This window comes from Mesonia profundi (genome assembly GCF_031085155.1).
Lineage (GTDB): Bacteria > Bacteroidota > Bacteroidia > Flavobacteriales > Flavobacteriaceae > Mesonia > Mesonia profundi.
In genome coordinates this window covers 1-23,839 of record NZ_JAVHUL010000008.1, presented here as the reverse complement: position 1 = coordinate 23,839, position 23,839 = coordinate 1, and the positions used below count along the sequence as shown (strand labels likewise).

Genomic DNA, 23,839 nt, shown 5'->3' with positions numbered 1-23,839 from the left:
TTGCAATGAAAATCCTTTTTATGAGGCACGAATAATACCATCATTACTTCAAAATAGCGATAATAAAACGCCCTTTTTTCTTTTCTACTTCAAGATAAAAAGAAACCATGACTATCTCCTATTCTTATCTCTAAAGAGTTATTTTCTTCGTATTCTTTCTATTTGCGTTAGGGATTGCAGTGGAAATCCTTTTGGTGAGGAACGAGCCAAAAGATTGAAATGGAAAGCCTGACCCGCTAGGGAAACGCCCAACCCATAAGAGCTTCAATCTTACCAAAAATAAAAACACTTCAATTTCAAGGCATTAGCAATTATCTTGTTGTGGAAAATCCTAAAGTCTTGTTAAAACAAATATAGCTTGCAACGCAGGAGATTTCCTTTCGTCATTAAGGTAGAGACAGTTGTTTTATTTAGTTGAGTATTTAATCAATACCGTAGTTATGGTTAGTGAGGTATTGATTAAAGTAAATGATCCCGTTGTGAAAATAACGGGATTATTTTTAAGTGAACTCCTCGTTATCAAAATGTTAAAAATAAGTTTTGATACAACGTTTTTAAAAAAACGTCGTCTTATATAGTAGAAGTATGTTGGTAATTTATTTGAATTAGCCTTTAAAATAAGAACCTAACGAAACTCAAAATAAAAACCCTTGATGTAAGCATCAAGGGTTTTCTCTTTTTACCACTTTATGATGGCACTACCCCAAGTGAATCCGCTACCGAAAGCAGCTAAAACTACATGGTCTCCCTCTTTAATTTTTCCTTGTTCCCAAGCTTCGGTTAACGCAATAGGAATCGATGCGGCCGTAGTATTACCATACTTTTGGATGTTGTTGTACACTTGATCGTCGGTTAGTTTAAATTTCTTCTGTATAAATTGAGAAATTCTTAAGTTCGCTTGATGCGGAATAAGCATATCAATATCGCCTACTTCCAATTGGTTTTCTTTTAAACCCTCCATAATTACTTCGGAAAAGCGCTGAACTGCATTTTTAAATACAAATTGCCCGTTCATATAAGGATAATACGGAATGTCTTCTTGCGGGTTTTCCTCTATAAGTTCTGGCACCCAGTGCATCGTACTTGGCCCTTTTAAAGAAAGTTCTAAGGCATGTTTCCCTTCAGAATGTAAGTGCGTAGAAAGAATCCCTTGTCCTTTATCATCACTCCGTGTTAAAACCGCTGCTCCTGCTCCATCTCCAAAAATCACCGAAACGCTACGTCCGCGTGTCGTCATATCCAATCCGCCGCTATGGTTTTCACTTCCTATAAGAAGTACATTTTTATACATTCCGGTTTTAATAAATTGGTCGGCTACCGAGAGTCCGTAAATAAAACCGCTACATTGATTTCTTACATCTAAAGCCGGACACGTATCTATGCCCAACATTTCTTGCACCTGCACGCCACAACCCGGGAAATAATAATCTGGACTTAAGGTGGCAAACACGATTAAATCGATATCGTCTTTATCAATTTTTGCGCGCTCTAAAGCGATTTTTGCAGCTTTCATTCCCATCACTGCGGTAGAATTGCCATCGCCTTTTTTGATGTGTCTTCTTTCTTGAATTCCGGTTCTTTCTTGGATCCACTCATCATTGGTGTCCATCACTTTAGAAAGATCTTCATTACTTACAACATTCTCTGGAACATAACTTCCCAATCCCGCAATTTTAGATTGATATAACATATTTTTCTTTTAAATTAAGGTTGAATAGATAGGCATTGAAGCTCTATCTGCGGAAGCAATATACATATTATTGGGTTTTATCAAGCGATTATAGCTTTCATAATGTATGCGTGCATAATAAAAAAGCAGGCTCTTTTTACGGAGCCTGCACTACTAACTAACCAATCAACTAGTTTAAAAAACTAGTTACCTTAAATATTTTTATACTGTCATTCCCACATAGGAGAAATCATTCTGATCCAAAGAAAGAGATTCTTCATTCCGCTGGCTCCAATCTGAATGACAACTAAGACTTCATATTATTCTTTATTATCGCAATATTTTTTATACTGTTTTGTGTCTATTTCTGCCTCTAAATCGTGAAGCAAATTATACAGACCAAAGAATGTTCTATTAATGTATAAAAAGTGTTTGCTTCCACGGTTTCCATTCATTTTGCGCAACTCGGTATCTTTGCTATATTTTTCGCTTAAAGCGGTTATCTTATTCCAAAATTCTTCGTTAGAAAAATCGAACGTATCTCCGTGAAACGGACTCGTAAATAAGCTCAACATTTCATAAAATAAGGTAGAAAAATAATCAATTTCCTTATCGGAATCATCTTCTCTAAGAATTTCTAATTCGTATAACTTTTCTAAAAAGAATTCTTTATTATTGATATTTTTGGGTACTGCCAACTCAAAATAAGGAATGTAAAACTCTTCTGGCACTTGCTTAATACAACCAAAATCGATAGCAATAAGATTCCTTTCTTTATCTACCAAGAAGTTTCCAGGATGCGGATCTGCGTGCACTGCTTTTAACTCGTGCATTTGGTACATATAAAAATCCCAAAGCGCTTGTCCCAACTTGTCTCCTTCTTCTTTTGTAAAATCACCCTTGGTAAATTCACTTAGATGCTGACCTTCCATCCAGTCCATCGTAATGATTTTCTCACTTGATAGATCTTCATAATATTTAGGAAAACGCAAGCCTTCAATTTTAGCACAAGCTGTAGAAATGTATTTGCTTTGCTCCACTTCCAAAATATAGTCGGTTTCTTCGATGAGCTTCCCTTCTACTTCTTTAAAATACTTATCGGAATCACTTCCTTGAAGGTTAAACATTCTTGTGGCAATAGGTTTTACCATCGCCAAGTCTGAACTGATACTTTCTGCCACTCCAGGGTATTGAATTTTCACCGCAAGTTTTTTCCCATCTTTTGTTGCTTGGTGTACCTGCCCAATGCTTGCAGCATTAATGGATTCGGGAGTAAATGTATCATATAATTCTTCGGGGTAACCTCCTTGGTACTTTTTAAAGGTTTTTCTCACCAATGGCGCCGAAAGTGGCGGCACACTAAACTGCGCCAAGCTAAATTTCTCTACATAAGCGCTGGGCAATAAGCTTTTTTCCATAGAAAGCATTTGCGCTACTTTAAGCGCGCTTCCTTTTAGGTTTTTAAGTCCATCGTAGATATCGCCTGCATTGTCCTCATCCAATTGATCTCTGTTCAGGTCTTTATCAAAAGCCTTTTTACTGTAATATTTTAAATAGTTACCACCAATTTTCACACCGGTTTTAACCATTTCGGTAGTTCTACCAATTTTCCCTACGGGTATTTTATCTATTGATTTCACAGGTTTATTTTTTTCTACTAGCTACGAGCTAAACACTAATTAAATTGGAATCTTATTATGCCATTTTTTCTTTAAAAAGAAATTTCCCAAAATCCAATATTCCTTCTAAAGGCGTATTATCAAACACATCAAAAATAGTATTTACCGATTTTTCTATGGCAACATCTGTTTTTTCAAATTGAGGAGAATTGTCATCCATCCAGAACTTCAGTAAAAACATAGTTTGCAACCAAGCTCCTTCAGAAAAAACAGTTTTGTTCTTTTGAAGTATTTTTATATTTTTTTCGGCATTATCATCTGCGATTAAACCTTTAGCAAAGTCTTTCACATTTTTTCGTAAGCCTTTTAGCTGTTCTAAATTCTTTAAAGTACTCTCATTTCTATTCAGCATAAACAATACATAACTTCTATTTGCAGTAAGCATTTCGAAGAATGTAAAGAAGAAAGTAAGCATCTTGTCTCTACTGCTAAACGAATCTACCTCTGGACTTACTGCCATGAGTTGAATACTTTTAAGGTAAAATTGATTCCAAATTTCTTTTTGTATCGCTTCTAAGCTTCCAAAAGACTGGTAAAATTCTTCCTCAGTAGATTTATTTTCTTTCGCAAACTTATATACCGATTTTGGAATTTCTTCCTCCTCCAACACGTATTCCATAAAATTGGAAATCCATTTATCGGCAGTCATTTTCGTGACTTTCTTTTTAGGGGCTGTTTTCTTATTGGGAGTTGATTTCTTCTTTTCCATAATTGAAATATTTGATTCAAAGATAAGTTTTTGTATAAGCTTATTCTACAAACATTAAACAAAGCTTTGTTAAATAATTAATTCGTTTAGACGTTCTAAATGCTTCATGCTTACGCTTAGGAAACAGGAAAGCTTCCGCAGTAAAAAATTCTGATACTTATTGAAATATGCCAGTTTGTCATTTTTATGCTATTGGTATTTTATTTGACATAGAGAAAACAGAAAACAATTTTTAAATAAAAAACTATAGATATGGCAACAGGAAAAATTAATGTTTCAGTAGAGAACATTTTTCCCCTAATTAAGAAATTTCTTTACAGTGACCATGAAATCTTCTTGCGCGAATTAATTTCTAATGCAACCGATGCTACCTTAAAGTTAAAGCATCTTACCAATATTGGAGAAACAGACGTTGAATACGGAAACCCTACGATTGAAGTAAAAATAGATAAGGAAAACCAGAAGCTTCACATCATTGACCACGGAATTGGGATGACCAAAGAAGAGGTAGAAAAATACATTAACCAGGTGGCTTTTTCTGGAGCGGAAGAGTTTTTAGAAAAGTATAAAGATTCTGCTAAAGATAGCGGGATTATTGGTCACTTCGGACTTGGATTCTACTCGGCTTTTATGGTAGCCAATAAAGTGGAAATCATTACCAAATCTTACAAAGACGAACCTGCAGCACATTGGATTTGCGAAGGAACCACCGATTTTACCATTGAAGAAGCCGATAGAAAAGAACGCGGTTCTGAAGTTATTCTTCACATTAATGACGATGAAAAGGAATTTTTAGAAGAAAGCAAAATTGGAGAGCTTTTAAGCAAGTACAATAAATTTATGCCGGTTCCTATTAAATTTGGAACGAAAGAAAAAGAGCTTCCTAAAGCAGAAGATGCTCCAGAAGAGGAAGAAGCGAAAAAAGTAACGGTAGATAACATCATCAACAATCCAAATCCTGCTTGGACGAAGCAACCCACAGAATTAGAGGATGAGGATTACAATAGTTTTTACCGCGAACTCTACCCTATGCAAATGGAGGAGCCGCTTTTCCACATTCATTTAAATGTAGATTATCCATTCAATTTAACGGGGATTTTATACTTCCCAAAATTGAGTAATAATATGACGATGCAACAAGATAAAATCCAGTTGTATCAAAATCAGGTTTTTGTAACCGATAATGTAGAAGGAATTGTACCCGAATTTTTAACGATGCTGCGCGGAGTAATTGATTCTCCAGACATCCCGTTAAACGTGTCGCGTTCTTATTTGCAAGCAGATGGCGCGGTGAAAAAAATCTCGAGCTACATCACTCGTAAAGTAGCCGATAAATTAAAATCTCTATTTAATGAGAACCGTGAAGATTTCGAAAAGAAATGGAACGACATTAAAGTAGTGATTGAATACGGAATGCTCTCTGAAGATAAGTTCTTTGATAAAGCAGATAAGTTTGCCTTGTACCCAACGGTAGATGACAATTACTTTACTTACGAGGAGCTTCAGGAGAAAATTAAAGACAACCAAACCGATAAAGATGGGAAAATGGTGATTCTTTACGCTTCCAATAAAGACGAGCAACACAGTTATATCGAAGCTGCAAAAACAAAAGGATACGAAGTTTTATTACTCGACTCTCCTATTGTTCCGCATTTAATTCAGAAATTAGAATCTTCTAAAGAAAACATCTCTTTTGTACGTGTAGATAGCGATCACATCAACAATCTTATCAAGAAAGATGAAGAAGAAACGTCTAAACTTTCTGAAGAAGAGAAAGAAAAACTAAAAACCGATTTCGAAAAAGTGGTTCCTAAAGAAAGTTACACTGTCCAATTAGAAGCGATGGACAGTTCTGCAGCACCATTAATCATCACGCAGCCTGAGTTTATGCGAAGAATGAAGGAAATGCAGCAAACCGGCGGCGGCGGTGGAATGTTTGGAATGGGCAATATGCCAGAAATGTACAACTTGGTGGTGAATACGAACCATCCACTAATTTCTACCATTCTAAATACAGAAGAAAAAGGTCAAGGTGCATTGATCAAACAATCTTTAGACTTAGCCAGACTTTCTCAAAACCTTTTAAAAGGAGAAGAGTTGACAAGCTTTGTTAAACGAAGTTTTGATATGATTAAATAATTTAGTGAAAAGATAAAACTTGTAAAAACCACCTTCGCAATCTTGTGAAAGGTGGTTTTTATTTTATTATTTTAGCAGAAATATCCTCTTATGAAAAAAATTATTCTCCTTCTATGCATCTCAATTTTCACCTTGGCCTGCCAAGAAGAAAAAAAAGAAACTCCCAACAAAAAATCTGTAGAAACCACCAAAAAAGAGCCTAAAAAAGAATCCACTCCCGAAGTAAAATTTGCGAAATCGATAGAAAGAAGTCACCAGATTTCGAACTTTAAGAAGCAAGAGATGGTACAGTTTAATCTGGACTTAAGCTTTGGAGAAGAAAAAATGAAGGCTAAAATCACCATGCTTACCAACTCTAGTAAAATCAAAGTTGAAAAAAGTGATGGTAGTATTTTAATATATGACGGCGAGAAGGTTTCGCTTTTCCCAAAAGAAAACAATTATGAGAAAGCAAGATTTGATATGTTCACTTGGGCCTATTTCTTCAGTTTACCTTTTAAATTAACAGATCCTGGCACCCAGTGGGAAGAACTTCAGGAGAGAAAAATCGATGATATTTCTTATGACACTGCAAAGCTGACATTTGCGGAAAAAACGGGCGACGCCCCAGACGATTGGTATATTGTGTATGCAGATCAAAACACGAAGTTATTAAAAGCTGCAGCCTACATTGTTACCCTTGGAGAAGATTTCGCTACGGCGGAAGAAAATCCGCATGCGATTGTATACAACAACTATTTTAGCGTCAAACAAGTTGCTTTTGCCAAAGAATGGACTTTTTATAATTGGAGTGAAGAGAAAGGAGTTTACGGGGAACCTATTGGAAATGGTACGGTTTCTAATGTAAATTTTACCAAAAGAAATAAAGATTTCTTTACAGCTCCCACCAGAAGCATAGAAATAAAAAAATAATAAAACTTAGAGTATTGTAAAGACCGCAGATAGCTTTATCTTTGCAAGATTAAATTTTTGATATGATTAAGATAACTTTACCAGACGGCAGTATAAAAGAATTTGAGAGTGGCACTACAGTTTTAGATGTGGCCAAGAGCATTAGTGAAGGTTTAGCGAGAAATGTAATTTCAGCTAGTTTTAACGGCACCACTGTTGAAACCAAAACTTCATTATCTCAAGATGGTTCCTTAATTTTATACACATGGAAGGACGACCAAGGCAAGAAAGCCTTTTGGCACAGTTCTGCCCACGTTTTGGCGCAAGCTATTCAAGAATTATATCCAGGTGCCAAACTTACCATTGGTCCTGCCATTGACAATGGCTTCTATTATGATGTAGATTTTGGCGAGGATAAAATATCTGACAATGATTTTAAGAAGATTGAAGATAAAATGATCGAAATATCTCGTGGAAAACATGAGTTTTCTATGCGTGAGGTTTCTAAAGATGATGCCTTAGCCTTCTACAAAAAAGAAGACAACCCTTTTAAAGTTGAATTAATAGAAAATTTAACCGATGGAGAGATTACTTTTTGTGATCACGATTCCTTTTCAGATTTATGTCGTGGTGGCCACATTCCCAACACCGGAATTATTAAGGCTGTAAAAGTGATGAGCGTTGCCGGAGCTTATTGGCGAGGTGATGAAAATAACCCTCAACTTACCCGAGTTTATGGAATTTCATTTCCCAAGCAAAAAGAATTAAAAGAATATTTAGAGCTTCTTGAAGAAGCGAAGAAAAGAGATCATAGAAAACTAGGAAAAGAATTACAACTCTTTACCTTTTCTCAAAAAGTAGGTCAGGGTCTGCCATTATGGCTACCTAGAGGAGCTGCTTTGCGCGAGCGCTTAGAGGATTTCTTAAAAAAAGCGCAAAAGAAGGCAGGTTATGAAATGGTGGTTACTCCGCATATTGGTCAGAAGGAACTTTATGAAACTTCGGGACACTATGCAAAATATGGAGAAGACAGCTTTCAGCCTATCAAAACTCCACACGAAGGAGAAGAGTTTTTATTAAAACCGATGAACTGTCCGCATCACTGTGAGATTTACAATGCTTCTCCTTGGTCGTATAAAGATTTACCAAAGCGTTTTGCTGAATTTGGTACGGTTTACCGTTATGAGCAAAGTGGCGAATTACACGGTTTAACTCGTGTTCGTGGGTTTACACAAGATGATGCACATATTTTTTGTACTCCAGACCAATTAGATGAGGAGTTCAAGAAAGTAATCGATTTGGTATTATACGTTTTTGGTTCTTTAGGTTTTGAAAACTTTACCGCGCAGGTTTCGTTAAGAGATCCAGAGAATAAAGAAAAATATATTGGTTCTGATGAGAATTGGGAGAAGGCAGAAAAAGCCATTCTTAATGCAACTCAAGAAAAAGAACTCAATTATGTAGTAGAAACTGGCGAAGCTGCATTTTACGGTCCTAAACTAGATTTTATGGTGAAGGATGCTTTAGGCAGAAGCTGGCAATTAGGAACAATTCAGGTAGATTATAACTTACCAGAGCGCTTTGAACTTACTTATAAAGGGAGTGACAATGAACTTCACAGACCTGTGATGATTCACCGTGCGCCTTTTGGAAGTATGGAACGTTTTATCGCTATTCTATTAGAACATACGGGAGGAAATTTCCCACTTTGGTTGATGCCTGAGCAGGCTATTATCTTGTCTTTAAGTGAGAAGTACGAAAAATATACCCAAAAAGTTTTAAATTTGCTAGAAAATAACGAAATTCGCGCCCGTATCGATGACAGAAGCGAAACGATGGGTAAAAAGATTCGGGAAGCCGAAATGGATAAACTCCCATTTATGTTGATTGTAGGAGAACAAGAAGAAAAAGACGGCACAGTTTCTGTACGTAAACATGGGGGCGAAGATTTAGGCGCCATGAGCGTAGAAAAATTTGCCGAAATCATAAAAGGGGAAATTGCTTCTACCCTAAAAACATTTGAAGTTTAATTTAAAATTATAGAGCCATAGCAATACGTAGAAAAAGATCCAGAAAACCTTTAAGAGAAATTAAGGAAGATCCGCATAGAATTAACGGAAAAATTCGCGCAGAAGAAGTTCGTTTAGTCGGTGATAATGTAGAAATGGGAGTATATCCCATTAAGAAAGCATTAGCCCTGGCTGAAGAATTGGGTGTAGATTTGGTAGAAATTTCGCCAAATGCTAAACCACCCGTTGCAAAAGCAATGGATTATAAGAAATTCCTTTACGAACAAAAGAAAAGAGAAAAGAGTTTAAAGGCAAAAGCTTCTAAAGTGGTGGTTAAAGAAATTCGTTTTGGTCCTAATACAGATGACCATGATTATGAATTTAAGAAGAATCACGGAAAAAAATTCTTAGAAGAAGGCGCAAAACTTAAAGCATATGTTTTCTTTAAAGGGCGTTCTATTGTATTTAAAGATCAAGGAGAAATTTTATTACTTCGTTTAGCTCAAGATTTAGAGGAAGTTGGTAAAGTAGAACAAATGCCTAAATTAGAAGGGAAGCGTATGACGATGTTCATCGCTCCTAAAAAAGCAAAATAACTTCTAAAGTAGAAGTCAAGATTATATAGAGAGATAAATAAAACCTAAGGATATTATGCCTAAAATGAAAACCAAATCTAGTGCTAAAAAGCGTTTTAAGCTTACAGGTACTGGAAAGATTAAAAGAAAGCACGCGTTTAAAAGTCATATCTTAACCAAGAAGTCTAAAAAACGTAAGCTTGCATTAACTCATTCTACTTTAGTACATAAAGCAGATGAGAATAACATTAAACTTCAATTACGTTTAAAGTAATTGTTCGTTTAATTGGTTAAACCAATTTAATAACCCTGGAGTTAGGCCTTACAAAGAATTCATCTTAACCATGAATCGCCTACTACAAAAACAATAAGATTATGCCAAGATCAGTAAATTCAGTAGCTTCAAGAGCCAGAAGAAAAAAGGTGATGAAGCAAGCAAAAGGTTACTTTGGACGTCGTAAAAACGTTTGGACAGTAGCAAAAAACGCGGTGGACAAAGCAATGTTATATGCTTATAGAGACCGTAAAGCAAAGAAAAGAAACTTCCGTACTTTATGGATTACCCGTATTAATGCTGGTGCTCGTATGCACGGAATGTCATATTCTCAATTTATGGGAAAAGCGAAAGCTAGTGGAATCGAATTAAACCGTAAGGTTTTAGCCGATTTAGCGATGAACCACCCAGAGGCTTTTAAAGCCGTAATTGAGAAAGTAAAATAAATTTGCAACCCATTTGTCTCTCTTATATTAAAAACCTTCTCTAAAAGAGAAGGTTTTTTTACTTTTATACAGAAGTGTCGCTAGTAATCTTTTTTACTAATTCTTATTGGCGTAATTTTCTATTTTCATTTTTTAACTTATCAAAACATATTTAAATTGTTTATTCGTTAGCCTTGGCTAGACATCAATGATCTTTATATATGCGCAAATCCATTCTATTTATTATTCCTATCTTTTTGATTGCCTTGACTGCTAGTGCCCAAATCTCTGTCAACTTAATCAAGTTTAAGAAGTACTACCGTTTAAAAGACCATTCAGAAGTTTTTATCCCCTTAGGTAATGTATCCTTTGCCGATACCATCATCGATTTTAAAGAAGGAAACCCAAAAGCTTTACCCAAATATAGCGACCCCTTAGCGGCCATAGGAGAACCTGATTATGAAAAGTATTTAGACCAATCTTACGTTTCTCTAGGCTGTCAAGGACAAATGACTGCTGTTTTTAAAGACAATGGTTTTATTGATATAGAGGGACCGGATTTATACTTCTTCGAAATAGGACCTTCTATTGAATCTTTTAAAGTAGAGATTTCTAGTGATAATAAAAAATGGATCAATATTGGGAGAGTAGATGGTGGCAATTCTGCCATAGATATTGTTCGTGCTAACATTCCCAAGGAAGAAGAAGCGATTTATTATTATGTTCGGATAACCGATTTAGCTTCCTTTTGTAGCGGCCCTACTGCCGGAGCCGACATAGATGCCATTGGAACTGTAGGAGCTGTTTTAAAGCTTAATGTGGAAGCCAATTTGTTGTTTGATACCGATAAGTACGATTTAAAACAAACCGCTTTAGAAAAACTAGAAGAATTTAAAGACGTTATAGTTCAAATTCCCAAAGCCGAAATCATCATCTCTGGTCATACCGATAGCGATGCTGATGATGCCTATAATTATACGTTGGGAATGAATCGGGCGAAAGCTGTAGAATCTTACCTGCATCAAATCTTAGAAGGAAAGGGAGAATACACCTACAAAGCAGAATCATACGGGGAACGTGAACCTATTGTAGAAAATAATTCTGAAAAAAATAAGCAGAAAAATAGACGCGTAGAGATTCTAGTCTTACCCGATAAAGAATTCTATAAAATACCTGCGAAGTCTGATTAAGATCATAGAAGCTGAACTTAATTAAAATCTAGGTTTTCTGCTTCTTCTTTTTTGCTGCAGGAAATAAAACATTATTTAAAATAAGTCGGTAGCCTGGGGAAGTAGGATGAAGCGAAAGCTCGGTCTTGGGGTCTCCTACTTTATGCTGGTAATCTTCTGGATCGTGCCCGCCATAAAAGGTAAAAAAACCTTTTCCTTTAATTCCGTGGATGTACCTGGCTTCTTGATTGGCTTTATTTTCTCCCATCACCAAAACATTAGCTTTAATGGTTTGCCTGTCAAAAGAAGTAGTTTGTCCCATAAAGCCTTTTACTAAAGAGGTATGGTTTTGACAAAGCATCGTAGGCACAGGGTCCCATTTAGCAGAAAAATTCATTAACGTAAAGTAATCGATTTCTCTAGGAATATTTCGCTTGGTCGTCATATCTATAGAGGAAAACTCATAAACCATCGGACTTCTTTCCAGTATAAAATCGGTAAATGCAAAGGTCTTCGAGAAATCTATCTTGCTTTGATAACCAGGATCGCTGGCATCACCATCAAACATAGGTTCACAAATATCTACGTCTTCTGCAGAAAGGGCGATATCAAAACTATCGGTAGCGCTACACATCGCAAACATGAATCCGCCTCCCACTACATAATTTCTAATTTTTAAAGCGACGTCTAATTTCTCTTCAGATACTTTTTGGTAGCCTAATTCTTTAGTTAGATTTTCAGCATTTTTCTTTTCTTCAATATACCAAGGGGTTGCTCGATAACGCTTGTAAAACTTCCCATATTGACCTGTAAAATCTTCATGGTGCAAGTGCAACCAATCATACAACAACAGCTCATCTTCCAAAACTTCTTTGTCATAAATGGTTTCATAAGGAATTTCGGCATAAGTAAGTACCATGGTGACTGCATCATCCCAAGGTGCATTTCCACTCGGAGAGTAAACTGCAATTTTTGGGGCTTTCTCTAGCACGACTGCGTCCATATTTTGAGACGGACTTTCAATTTGAGCTAAAATCGATTCCGCTTTAGCGTCACTCAGCAACTCAAATGAAACGCCGCGAATCTGACATTCTTTCCGTAAAGCATCGGTATCAGACATTAAAAAAGAACCTCCTCTATAATTGAGTAGCCACTTTACCTTTTGTTGCTTGGCGAGAATCCAATAGGTAATTCCGTATGCTTTAAGGTGATTTTTCTGTGTCTCGGCATCCATAGGAATCAACACGTAAGACGCGAAAGATTCCATCGAAAAAAACAAGCTCACAAAGGCTAATAAAAGTATTTTCTTCATACCTAAAAATAAGCATTATTGTACAATAAAGAACCAAGACCCTACGCTTTTAGAACCAAGAATCAAGACTTAATTGTAACTAATTGATAAACAGGAGTCTTTTAATATAAAAATACGCTCTCACTCTCGATAAAATCATTTTCAAAAATGCAAGACATCTATTTTAAAATCTTGTTGGATTTCATAAATATAAAGGACTCACCCACTTTACATAATTTTTAACCGGACACTAAAGAAAAATAAGTATTATTATTTAGAAATCTAGACATAAAGTGTCTTTTTAAAAAGGCACATCATCTTCCCCGCTTTGCTTTAAATTAGGCGACGAAGAACCAAAAGCATCTTCTGCGGAAGGGAAATTTTGTGGATCAAAACCTTCTTTATCATTATCATCTTGATTCATCTTAGAAGGAATCTCTGAAGGATAATCAAACTGGTCTAAGTTATCAAACTTACCAAGATTACCAATAAATTTAAGGCGAATGCTCTCCAAACCACCATTACGGTGCTTGGCAATAATAAACTCGGCTTGTCCCTCGGTTGGCGATTGTTCGTCATCATCCCACTCATCAATTTTGTAATATTCTGGTCGGTAAATAAACGATACAATATCGGCATCCTGCTCGATCGCTCCAGATTCCCTTAAATCTGAAAGTAAAGGACGTTTGCTCCCTCCTCTTGTTTCTACTGCACGCGATAGCTGGGAAAGTGCGATTACGGGAACATTTAATTCTTTCGCTAAGGCTTTTAGGTTACGTGAAATCGTCGAAATTTCTTGTTCCCTATTTCCTCCTTTTTGCGAACCTCCTGCGGTCATCAACTGTAAGTAATCAATCACGATAAGTTTAATCCCGTGTTGAGAAGCCAAACGTCTTGCTTTTGCACGTAAATCGAAAATGGAAAGCGATGGCGTATCATCAATAAATAAAGGGGCTTTCTCTAAACCTTTTACTTTTACGTTCAGCTGTTCCCACTCGTGAGTTTCTAGGTTTCCGGTTCTTAATTTTTCTGAAGAAAGTCCGGTTTCCGAAGAAATTAAACGGGTGATTAATTGTACCGAAGACATCTCACAAGAGAAGAAAGCCACCGGAATATTTTGACCCACCGCAATATTTCTCGCCATAGATAAGGTCAAAGCTGTTTTTCCCATACCTGGTCTTGCCGCCACAATAATTAAATCGCTGGGCTGCCATCCCGAAGTTAACTGATCTAATTTATCAAAGCCTGAAGGGATTCCGCTTAAACCTTCTTTATTAGAAATGTCTTCAATTCGCTTTTTAGCTTGAATCACCAAACTCTGTGCGGTTTCTGAAGAACGTTTAATATTTCCTTGGGTTACTTCATAGAGTTTAGATTCTGCTTTATCCAATAAATCAAAAACATCGGTACTTTCATCGTAAGAATCTTCGATGATTTCACTAGAGATTTTAATCAAGCTACGCTGAATATATTTCTGTAAAATAATCCTAGCATGAAATTCAATATGTGCTGAAGAAGACACTTTTTGAGTGAGTTGAATCAAATAATAATCGCCTCCACTCACTTCTAACTTTCCGTCCTTCTTTAATTGACTAGAAACCGTTAATAAGTCGACTGGTTCGCTATTTTCAAAGAGTTGAAAGATCGCTTCGAAGATGTATTTATGAGCGTCTTTATAGAAAACATCGGGGTGTAAGATGTCGATCACTTCATCTACCCCTTTTTTATCGATCATCATCGCTCCAATTACAACCTCCTCTAATTCAACCGCTTGCGGAGGAAGTTTTCCCTTCTCTAACTGAATAATATTACTTTTTGGTGCAGAATATGCTCGACTTTGTTTTACTTTCTCCATAGTACGAATGTAAAAAAAATGTTAATGAAAAACGCTCTTTTTGTGATTTGCTTAGTTCACAGGTTATGAACAATTGACCTGTTCATAACTTAATATTTTTGTTGATAACCACAAAAAAATCCGAAACAAACAGCTTCGGATTTTGTATTTGTAAGATTAAGTGCTGCTAACCTTTAAAGACTCCCATAGAGGAATATTTTTCCATCCTCGCATCCACCAATTCTTTTGGTGATAAGTTTTTTAATTCCTCATGAGATTTAATAATTACCTTTTTTAAGGTTTTAAACATTTCTTCTCGATTGCTGTGCGCTCCTCCTAAAGGTTCCTTGATAATCGTATCGATTACTTTAAGTTTCTTAGCATCGGTGGCGGTGAGTTTCAATGCTTCAGCTGCTTGTTCTTTGTGATCCCAACTTCTCCATAAAATAGAAGAACAGTTTTCTGGAGAAATTACAGAATACCAAGAGTTTTCTAACATCATCACTTTATCTCCTACGCCTATTCCTAAAGCTCCTCCACTTGCTCCTTCTCCAATCACGATGACGATGATAGGCACTTTTAAGCGAGTCATTTCTATAATATTCCTAGCAATTGCTTCTCCTTGTCCGCGTTCTTCAGCTTCTAAACCAGGATAAGCACCAGGCGTATCAATAAATGTCACTACAGGAACTCCAAATTTTTCCGCAGACTTCATTAAGCGTAGTGCTTTGCGATAACCTTCTGGGTTGGCCATACCAAAATTACGGTATTGTCTAGTTTTGGTATTGTAGCCTTTCTGCTGACCTAAAATCATGAAACTTTGATCCCCAACTTTACCTAAACCACCAACCATTGCTTTATCATCTGCCACATTTCGATCTCCGTGAAGCTCTAAAAATGTTTCTCCGCAAATGGCATTGATATAATCTAGGGTATAAGGTCTATTAGGATGTCTCGATAGTTGAACCCGTTGCCAAGCCGTTAGGTTTTTATATATTTCTTTCTTAGTCGATGCTAATTTCTTCTCTAGTTGCTTACAGGTTTCACTTACATCTACATCACTGTCTACACCAATGGCGCAAGCTTTATTAAATTGTTCTTGTAGCTCTTTGATGGGAGCTTCAAATTCTAAGTATTCCATAGTGGGTTATGGCTTTTATTAGTTTATAGCCTACAAAGATATAAAACTTATGCTTGGGTAATCCAACTTAGATTTATTAATTTAAAGTGGATTTTTGCTTTACGGAAGAGGTAGCAACTTCTATAAAATTAACGTTTAGCTTTTCGCAGTAAGAAAAAGGCGAGCACCCCAAAAAAGACATTGGGAAACCAAACGGCTATCAGTGGGGAAAACGTAGATTTCTCGGCCATGGTACCAAACACTTTATCAAAAAATACAAAGACAAAAGCAATCGCAATCCCAATGGCTAAATTAACTCCCATTCCTCCTCTTCGCTTCATCGCCGAAACCGCTACGGCAATAATCGTTAGGATATAGGCCGAAACCGGTAAACTCCATCGTTTGTAGGCCACGACTTTATACCGATTGATATTAGCAGAACCTCGTTTTTTCTCTTGCGCTATAAATTCATTGAGCTCGGTGAAATTCTTAGTTTCAGCGATGTAGGAAACCGGAGTAAGTTCATCAAATTCAAAAGGCAAAACGGTATCCAACTTTCTATTGTGAATCAACACATCATCTGAATCAACTCCTACGATTCTTTTCTCGAAATTAGATAAGGTATAGGTAGAGTCTTTAGGGTTAAAGCTTAATCTACTGGCACTTATTTTAAACTTAAGCACATTCCCTTTAAAATGCTCTAGACTAAAGTTACTGGCAGTTCTATTTTTAGGATCAAAATTGGTAGCAAAAATAAACTCGTCGTCATTAATTTGTTTAAAAACGTCTTTCGTTTCTGCTGCTCCCTTCCCTCGTTTTAGGTATTTATAGGTAAAATCATTAAATCCTTGACTGGCACTTGGCGCCAAATACATTCCCATTATTAAGGCTCCAAAACAAATAATCGTAGCTCCTATTAAATAAGGTCTTAAAAAACGGGTAAATGATACCCCCGAACTTAAAAAGGCGATAATTTCCGTATTGTTGGCTAGCTTGGAGGTGAAAAAAATCACCGATAAGAATAAAAATATAGGAAAAAGAAGGTTAGCAAAATAGATCGTAAAGTCTACATAATAATAGGCTACCTCTATAAAAGGTACTTCATTCGCTAAAATTTTATCAATCTTTTCAGCAAGATTTACCGTAATCCCAATAGGGATAAACAGCAACAGCAACGTAAAAAACGTTCCTAAATAGCGCTTCAGAATGTACCAATCTAATATTTTCAACTTATAACCTTTTATCCATTTGTTTCACCATTTTATCTTTCCACTCCCTAAAGTCTCCAGCAATAATATGCTTTCTGGCTTCTCGAGTTAACCAAAGGTAAAACCCTAGGTTGTGTATGGTAGCAATTTGCTTGCCAAGCATTTCGTTTACAGAGAATAAATGCTTCAAGTAAGCTTTAGAATATTCGGTGTCTACCCATGTCATTCCCATCTCATCTATAGGAGAAAAATCATCGTACCATTTTCTATTTTTAATATTAATGGTACCGTGCGCGGTAAAAAGCATTCCATTTCGTGCATTACGAGTAGGCATCACACAGTCGAACATATCTACACCCAAGGCAATATTTTCTAAAATATTAATGGGTGTCCCTACGCCCATCAAGTACCTAGGTTTATCTTCTGGTAAAATAGCCGTGACCACTTCGGTCATGGCGTACATTTCTTCCGCAGGTTCGCCTACTGAAAGTCCACCAATCGCATTTCCTTCGGCGCCAGCCTTAGCAATATATTCTGCCGACTGTTCTCTTAAATCTTTATAGGTGCTTCCTTGAACAATGGGAAATAAACTCTGCTCATATCCGTAAAGCGGGGGCGTATTTTTAAAACGATCCATACAACGGTCCAACCAACGATGCGTCATATGCATAGAACGTTTGGCATAACGATAATCACAAGGATATGGCGTACACTCATCAAAAGCCATGATAATATCGGCTCCAATAGTTCGCTGTACGTCCATCACGTTTTCTGGTGTAAAAAAGTGTAAACTCCCATCAATATGAGATTTAAACTTTACCCCTTCTTCTTTAATTTTTCGATTAGCCGAAAGAGAATAGACTTGGTACCCGCCAGAATCGGTTAAAATATTGCGGTCCCAATTCATAAATTTATGCAAGCCACCCGCTTTTTTAAGCACTTCCATTTGAGGTCTTAAATAAAGGTGATAGGTATTTCCCAAAATAATATCGGGATTAATCTCCTCTTTCAGCTCTCTTTGGTGAACTCCTTTTACGGTTCCTATGGTTCCAACAGGCATAAAAATAGGGGTTTCTATCTTTCCGTGCGCGGTGGTTATTTCTCCAGCGCGGGCTTTACTCCCACTATCTTTGGCTAATAAATCAAATTTCATATGTCTTTTTCAAAGGGGCAAAGATAAACAACTCTACGCAATGACTTAAGAAAAATAGATAACTTCAATTATTAAATTTAACAGCTTTCTGAAAAACTAATTTGATGTAAGGCACAATAAGCTTTATTAAACCATTTTTACTTTGAAATTGTGATAGAATAAAAAGATTATTTATTTGGTCTAGCCTCTATGATCTAAAAGCGCCCCGCCCGAATGTACCGCTTCGGTACGGGCGGGTCTAACATCTTATTCGGATACGAATACATGTTTTTTCACATGGTTTGGTTGATAATTCATTTTAAATTTCTTTTAAAAGCCTTTAATTAAGGTTACTTTTGCAGAAATCGATTTAACACAACGTTTATCATGCCAAACACAGCACAATTAGAAGACTTTGTAACCCAAGTAAGAAGGGATATTCTTAGACAAGTCCATAAAGTAAATAGCGGACACCCCGGAGGCTCTCTTGGATGTGCCGAATTTTTTACGGCACTTTATCAAGAAGTGATGGATTATTCTACAGATTTTACGATGGACGGAAAGAATGAAGATCTTTTCTTTTTATCTAACGGACATATTTCACCCGTATTTTATAGTGTTCTCGCTAGAAGCGGATTTTTTCCAGTAGAAGAGCTTAATACCTTCAGACTATTAGATTCTCGCTTGCAAGGACATCCAACCACCCACGAAGGTTTACCCGGAGTACGAATTGCTTCTGGATCACTAGGACAAGGGATGTCGGCTGCCATTGGTGCCGCCGAAACTAAAAAATTAAATAAAGATACTCACCTCGTTTATTCTTTACACGGTGACGGCGAGCTGCAAGAAGGTCAAAACTGGGAAGCGATTATGTACGCTGCTGGAAACAAAGTAGACAACTTGATTTCTTCCGTAGATGTAAACGGACAACAGATTGACGGTTCTACAGATAATGTTCTTCCGCTAGGAAAACTAAGAGAAAAGTTTGAAGCTTTTGGCTGGGACGTATTAGATGTAAAAGATGGAAACGACATCACCCAAGTGATAGAAGGCTTAAAAGAAGCTAAATCGAGAACTGGAAAAGGAAAGCCGGTTTGTATTTTATTGCATACTGTGATGGGGAACGGCGTAGATTTTATGATGCATACCCACGCTTGGCACGGAAAAGCGCCTAACGACGAGCAATTAGAAACTGCTTTAGCTCAAAATCCAGAAACGCTAGGAGATTATTAATCGACACAACACACACGAAATGAAAAAATATACAGATTCAGGTAAAAAAGATACACGCTCTGGTTTTGGAGCAGGATTAGAAGAATTAGGAAAAAAGAACGAAAACGTAGTAGCGCTGTGTGCCGATTTAACGGGTTCCTTAAAAATGGATGCCTTTAAAGAAAATCACCCCGAACGTTTTTTTCAAGTAGGAATTGCCGAAGCCAATATGATTAGTATGGCTGCAGGAATGACGATTGGAGGAAAAATTCCGTTCACGGGTACTTTTGCCAACTTTTCTACCGGAAGAGTTTATGACCAAATTAGACAAAGCGTAGCTTACTCTGGGAAGAATGTAAAAATTTGTGCTTCTCATGCCGGCGTAACCTTAGGGGAAGACGGTGCGACGCATCAAATTTTAGAAGATCTTGGCTTGATGAAAATGTTGCCAGGAATGACGGTTATCAATACGTGTGATTACAACCAAACCAAAGCAGCAACCCTAGCGATTGCAGACTATGACGGACCTGTTTACCTTCGTTTTGGAAGACCAAAAGTAGCCAATTTCACGCCTGAAGATCAGAAATTTGAAATCGGGAAAGCGGTTCAGTTAACCGAAGGAACCGATGTGACGATTGTAGCTACGGGACATTTAGTTTGGGAAGCACTTCAAGCCGCCGAACAACTAGAAGAAGCAGGAATTTCTGCGGAAGTAATAAATATTCATACCATCAAACCTTTAGACGACGAGGCTATTTTAAAATCCGTAAAGAAAACCGGATGCGTCGTTACTGCAGAAGAGCATAACTACCTTGGCGGATTAGGCGAAAGCGTTGCGAGAGTATTAGCCGAAAATCACCCTACACCACAAGAGTTTGTCGCTACCCAAGATACCTTTGGTGAAAGCGGAACCCCAGCTCAACTGATGGAAAAATACGGTCTTAACGCCGATGCGATTATCAAAGCGACTAAGAAAGTAGTGAAGAGAAAACTATAATTACCGCAGCTCGTTTACGAAGCTGTTTTAAAAAATGAACACATGAAGAAGATTAGTTTATTATTATTATTGACTTTAAGTTTTAGTGTCTTTGCACAAGAAAACATCTCTTTTGAAGAAAGCGAAGGCTTTACTTTAGGAAATATTAATACCCAGAATGATTGGGAAGTAACCGAAGGAAGCGATGGCATTCTAACGAATCAAGTGATTTCTGATGAACAAGCTCAAGACGGCGTCTTTTCTTTTAAAAATGCATACGAACCAGATTATGATTTCCAATGGCTACCTATTTTTGGTGCCGCTAAAGCCTTAGACAATCCGTTAAGTTATGAAAATTTGACCATTTCTTATGATATCTTGGTAACTGAACAATTAGGCGCTGATTTTGAGTTTACCGCTTATGCAGTCAATAATGAGGAGTTCACACCAGTAATGGGAATTGGAGTAGAAAATCAAGGTCAGTTTTACGCTATTGTTAGTGAAGATTATGATTTTGCTTATATAGAAAATGTTTCTTGGAACGCCAATGAGTGGTACACTATAAAAGTTGAAATTTCTTCTAGCGAGATAGCCTATTATATAAATAACGAATTGGTTTATACGGGAGTTAATTTTTCTCAATTGGATGTTTCGGGTATTAATATGTTGCATAACAACTATGGAGGAGATGCCTATTATGACAACATAATTCTTACGCATGAAGACCTAAGTGTTCCCGCAGTAGACAAAAAATCTTTGGTAGCTTATCCTAATCCTGTTAAAAATCAAATTCATATAGACCTCCCTTCTCATGAAGTAATTCAACACGTAGAAGTGATTTCTATGACAGGACAAAGCGTATTCAGCAAAAGCATTGCTAATGCTAGCATAGATTTAAGTAGCTTAGAAAAAGGTACTTATATTTTAAAAGTAGATACCAACGAAAATACGTACCGTAAAACAGTTTTAAAAGAATAGGTTTCAGCAAAAATATGCTGTAAATCAAAAAAGGCTCTTGAAATATTTCAAGAGCCTTTTTTGATGATTAGAAACGAACTTCTTAACGCGTTAACTTCTTATACTTAATACGTGTTGGCATGATATCGCCACCCAAACGTTTCTTCTTATTTTCTTCATAATCAGAGAAGCTTCCCTCAAAGAAATACACCTGAGAATCTCCTTCAAAAGCAAGAATATGCGTACACACCCTGTCTAAGAACCAACGGTCGTGAGAAATTACTACTCCACATCCTGCAAAATTCTCCAAACCTTCTTCCAAAGCTCGCAGCGTATTTACATCCAAATCGTTGGTAGGCTCATCCAGTAGCAATACGTTTCCTTCTTCTTTTAAGGTCATCGCTAAGTGCAAACGGTTGCGTTCTCCCCCAGAAAGCATATTCACTTTCTTGTTCTGTTCACTTCCGCTAAAGTTAAATCGGCTTAAGTAAGCTCTAGAATTTACTTCTCTACCACCCATCATCACCATATCTTGCTCATCACTAAAGTTTTGCCAAATGGTTTTTTCAGGATCTATATTGGAATGACTTTGGTCTACATAAGCGATCTTAGCCGTCTCCCCTACTTTAAACTCTCCTTTATCTGGCGCTTCCTCGCCCATAATCATTTTAAAGATAGTGGTTTTACCCGCTCCGTTAGGGCCAATAATTCCTACAATTCCTGCTTGCGGAAGTTTAAAATTAAGATCTTCATACAATAACTTATCTCCAAAAGCTTTACTTACGCCCTGGGCTTCAATCACATTATTACCCAAACGCGGACCGTTAGGAATGTAGATCTCCAGCTTTTCGTCCATTTGCTTTTGATCTTGGCTCATTAGCTTATCGTAGTTATTTAAACGCGCTTTCTGCTTGGCTTGCCTTCCTTTAGGCGCCATTTTCACCCATTCTAACTCTCGCTCTAAAGTTTTTTGACGCTTAGAAGCCGACTTCTGCTCTTGTGCCATTCGCTTAGATTTTTGATCTAACCAAGAAGAATAGTTCCCTTTCCAAGGAATCCCTTCACCGCGATCCAATTCTAAAATCCAACCCGCCACATTATCCAAGAAATAACGGTCGTGTGTTACCGCGATTACCGTTCCTTTATATTGCTGCAAGTGATGTTCCAACCAATGCACAGATTCGGCATCCAAGTGGTTGGTAGGCTCATCTAATAATAAGATATCTGGTTCTTGCAATAACAAACGACATAAAGCCACTCGCCTGCGTTCCCCTCCAGAAAGTAAACCAATTTTCTTATCGGCTTCCGGAGTTCTTAACGCATCCATCGCGATTTCTAATTTGGTATCGATTTCCCAAGCGTTCGTCGCATCAATTTTATCTTGCAAAGCCGCTTGTTTGTCCATCAGTTTCTGCATTTTATCTGCATCTTCATAAACTTCTGGCAATCCAAACTGATCGTTAATGGCGTTGTATTCATCCAAAACGACCATGGTTTCTGCTACCCCTTCCTTAACCACTTCTAGCACCGTTTTATCTTCATCCAATTTAGGCTCTTGCTCTAAATAGCCTACGGAGTAACCCGGAGAAAATACCACATCCCCTTGATAGTTTTTTTCATTTCCTGCAATGATGTTCAACAAAGTCGATTTTCCAGATCCGTTAAGACCTAAAATCCCGATTTTCGCACCATAGAAAAAGCTTAAGTAGATATTTTTTAATACCGGAGTATTTGCATTCTTATAGGTTTTGGTGAGTCCAGACATGGAAAAAATCACCTTTTTATCATCTGCCATTGTAATTTTGTTTTATTGAGTTAATTTGGGCGTTCCTTCCCTCCCAAAAAAAATGGGAGGGAAGGCCGCGCTATTCGCTATATCTCCATTTTTTGCTGAATCGCAAAAATAGAGGATGCCGCTGCTATCGCTAACGCAAATATCTGAAAAATAATGATGTAAAAACATGAATTTGAATAAGAAAGCATCTTCTAATTTTACTTTTTCCTGAAGCTATACTTATGGACTTAAAAAAGATTGAAAATCAAATCGCTACAGGAGAAGCTAGCCTACTCTATTTTAGCGGAACGCATTGCAGCGTTTGCCAAAGCCTGCGTCCAAAATTAGAGAAAGCTTTGATTGAGCATTTTCCTCAACTTTGCTTTTTAAACATAGATGCGCAACAACATCCCGAAATTGCCGCAAGCTATATGGTTTTTCAAGTTCCTACCATGTTATTTTTTATAGATGGGAAAGAATACATCCGAAAAGGAGGAAATTTGAGTGTTCCTATTTTTGTCGAGCAAATTGAGCGTTTGTATAAGTTGTATTATCGATGATTGTTGTTCATTAATGAACCAGGCTAAATTGCAACTATTTGATAAACAGTAGCAGTTTAAAATAGAAAACCTCTCAATCTCGAAAAAATAATTTTCAAGAGAGACCTCACAGGTGTTGGAATTTATGAATAAAAAAGGATATATTAAATTATAGAGGTTACCCGTTGTGCATTATGATTTAAAAGAAAAAAGTTGTTCATCTTACTGATAATCAGCAACTTGTTTTAGCTATAAAA

General features: G+C 36.9%; 20 protein-coding genes. 11 read left to right on the top strand and 9 right to left on the bottom strand.

Annotated features, from left to right (window positions below):
• Nucleotides 1–679: 679 nt before the first annotated feature.
• The 3 genes from RBU60_RS04475 to RBU60_RS04465 form a co-directional block, all read right to left on the bottom strand.
• The gene (locus RBU60_RS04475; RefSeq protein WP_308863479.1) at nt 680–1,690 is read right to left on the bottom strand and encodes a 3-oxoacyl-ACP synthase III family protein; all 1,011 of its coding nucleotides are present in this window, start codon (nt 1,688–1,690) and stop codon (nt 680–682) included.
• Nucleotides 1,691–1,989: 299 nt separating this feature from the next.
• Entirely contained in the window at nt 1,990–3,309 is a 1,320-nt protein-coding gene (locus tag RBU60_RS04470; protein ID WP_308863478.1) for an ABC1 kinase family protein, read from the bottom strand.
• A 55-nt stretch (nt 3,310–3,364) separates the two neighbouring features.
• A complete protein-coding gene (locus RBU60_RS04465) occupies nt 3,365–4,057 on the bottom strand; it encodes a TetR family transcriptional regulator C-terminal domain-containing protein (protein ID WP_308863477.1) in 693 nt (230 codons plus the stop codon).
• Nucleotides 4,058–4,309: 252 nt separating this feature from the next.
• On the opposite strand from RBU60_RS04465, the gene htpG reads away from it, so the two are divergent.
• The 7 genes from htpG to RBU60_RS04430 all read left to right on the top strand — a co-directional run bounded on the left by htpG (nt 4,310) and on the right by RBU60_RS04430 (nt 11,560).
• Nucleotides 4,310–6,196, top strand: coding sequence for a molecular chaperone HtpG (gene htpG / locus RBU60_RS04460; RefSeq protein ID WP_308863476.1), 1,887 nt, complete (start codon nt 4,310–4,312; stop codon nt 6,194–6,196).
• 90 nt (nt 6,197–6,286) lie between these two features.
• A complete protein-coding gene (locus RBU60_RS04455) occupies nt 6,287–7,108 on the top strand; it encodes a DUF6503 family protein (RefSeq protein WP_308863475.1) in 822 nt (273 codons plus the stop codon).
• A 62-nt stretch (nt 7,109–7,170) separates the two neighbouring features.
• Nucleotides 7,171–9,117 (top strand): threonine--tRNA ligase, encoded by a 1,947-nt coding sequence (thrS, locus tag RBU60_RS04450; protein ID WP_308863474.1) that lies wholly within the window; start codon nt 7,171–7,173, stop codon nt 9,115–9,117.
• Between the two features lie 59 nt (nt 9,118–9,176).
• Nucleotides 9,177–9,692, top strand: a complete 516-nt coding sequence (gene infC / locus RBU60_RS04445; RefSeq protein ID WP_308863551.1) for a translation initiation factor IF-3 — start codon at nt 9,177–9,179, stop codon at nt 9,690–9,692.
• 55 nt (nt 9,693–9,747) lie between these two features.
• On the top strand, nt 9,748–9,945 hold the full coding sequence (gene rpmI, locus RBU60_RS04440; RefSeq protein WP_219040294.1) for a 50S ribosomal protein L35: 198 nt from the start codon (nt 9,748–9,750) through the stop codon (nt 9,943–9,945).
• 101 nt (nt 9,946–10,046) lie between these two features.
• Nucleotides 10,047–10,391 (top strand): 50S ribosomal protein L20, encoded by a 345-nt coding sequence (rplT, locus tag RBU60_RS04435; RefSeq protein WP_308863472.1) that lies wholly within the window; start codon nt 10,047–10,049, stop codon nt 10,389–10,391.
• 200 nt (nt 10,392–10,591) lie between these two features.
• Nucleotides 10,592–11,560, top strand: coding sequence for an OmpA family protein (locus tag RBU60_RS04430; protein WP_308863471.1), 969 nt, complete (start codon nt 10,592–10,594; stop codon nt 11,558–11,560).
• A gap of 28 nt (nt 11,561–11,588) precedes the next feature.
• Here the strand turns inward: RBU60_RS04430 and RBU60_RS04425 are convergent, their stop codons facing one another.
• The 5 genes from RBU60_RS04425 to tgt form a co-directional block, all read right to left on the bottom strand.
• Nucleotides 11,589–12,851: an asparagine synthetase B gene (locus RBU60_RS04425; RefSeq protein ID WP_308863470.1), complete on the bottom strand. Its 1,263-nt coding sequence runs from the start codon at nt 12,849–12,851 to the stop codon at nt 11,589–11,591.
• A 280-nt stretch (nt 12,852–13,131) separates the two neighbouring features.
• Nucleotides 13,132–14,685 (bottom strand): replicative DNA helicase, encoded by a 1,554-nt coding sequence (dnaB, locus tag RBU60_RS04420; RefSeq protein WP_308863469.1) that lies wholly within the window; start codon nt 14,683–14,685, stop codon nt 13,132–13,134.
• Between the two features lie 166 nt (nt 14,686–14,851).
• Nucleotides 14,852–15,805, bottom strand: a complete 954-nt coding sequence (locus RBU60_RS04415) for an acetyl-CoA carboxylase carboxyltransferase subunit alpha (protein WP_308863468.1) — start codon at nt 15,803–15,805, stop codon at nt 14,852–14,854.
• Nucleotides 15,806–15,933: 128 nt separating this feature from the next.
• Complete coding sequence (locus RBU60_RS04410; RefSeq protein WP_308863467.1) at nt 15,934–17,013, bottom strand: LptF/LptG family permease; 1,080 nt, start codon at nt 17,011–17,013, stop codon at nt 15,934–15,936.
• 1 nt (nt 17,014) lies between these two features.
• Complete coding sequence (gene tgt, locus RBU60_RS04405) at nt 17,015–18,145, bottom strand: tRNA guanosine(34) transglycosylase Tgt (RefSeq protein WP_308863466.1); 1,131 nt, start codon at nt 18,143–18,145, stop codon at nt 17,015–17,017.
• Between the two features lie 366 nt (nt 18,146–18,511).
• Between tgt and RBU60_RS04400 the strand changes: the two genes are divergently transcribed.
• The 3 genes from RBU60_RS04400 to RBU60_RS04390 are packed head-to-tail and all read left to right on the top strand — an operon-like array spanning nt 18,512 to nt 21,290.
• Nucleotides 18,512–19,357, top strand: a complete 846-nt coding sequence (locus tag RBU60_RS04400) for a transketolase (protein ID WP_308863465.1) — start codon at nt 18,512–18,514, stop codon at nt 19,355–19,357.
• 19 nt (nt 19,358–19,376) lie between these two features.
• Nucleotides 19,377–20,333, top strand: coding sequence for a transketolase family protein (locus tag RBU60_RS04395; protein ID WP_308863464.1), 957 nt, complete (start codon nt 19,377–19,379; stop codon nt 20,331–20,333).
• Nucleotides 20,334–20,375: 42 nt separating this feature from the next.
• A complete protein-coding gene (locus RBU60_RS04390) occupies nt 20,376–21,290 on the top strand; it encodes a T9SS type A sorting domain-containing protein (protein ID WP_308863462.1) in 915 nt (304 codons plus the stop codon).
• 82 nt (nt 21,291–21,372) lie between these two features.
• Here RBU60_RS04390 and ettA read toward each other — a convergent pair whose 3' ends face one another.
• The gene (gene ettA / locus RBU60_RS04385) at nt 21,373–23,064 is read right to left on the bottom strand and encodes an energy-dependent translational throttle protein EttA (protein ID WP_308863460.1); all 1,692 of its coding nucleotides are present in this window, start codon (nt 23,062–23,064) and stop codon (nt 21,373–21,375) included.
• Nucleotides 23,065–23,285: 221 nt separating this feature from the next.
• Here ettA and RBU60_RS04380 point away from each other — a divergent pair, with 221 nt between their 5' ends.
• Nucleotides 23,286–23,603 carry a thioredoxin family protein gene (locus tag RBU60_RS04380; RefSeq protein ID WP_308863458.1) on the top strand — a complete coding sequence of 106 codons (318 nt, stop codon included), beginning with the start codon at nt 23,286–23,288 and terminating at the stop codon, nt 23,601–23,603.
• Nucleotides 23,604–23,839 lie beyond the last annotated feature (236 nt).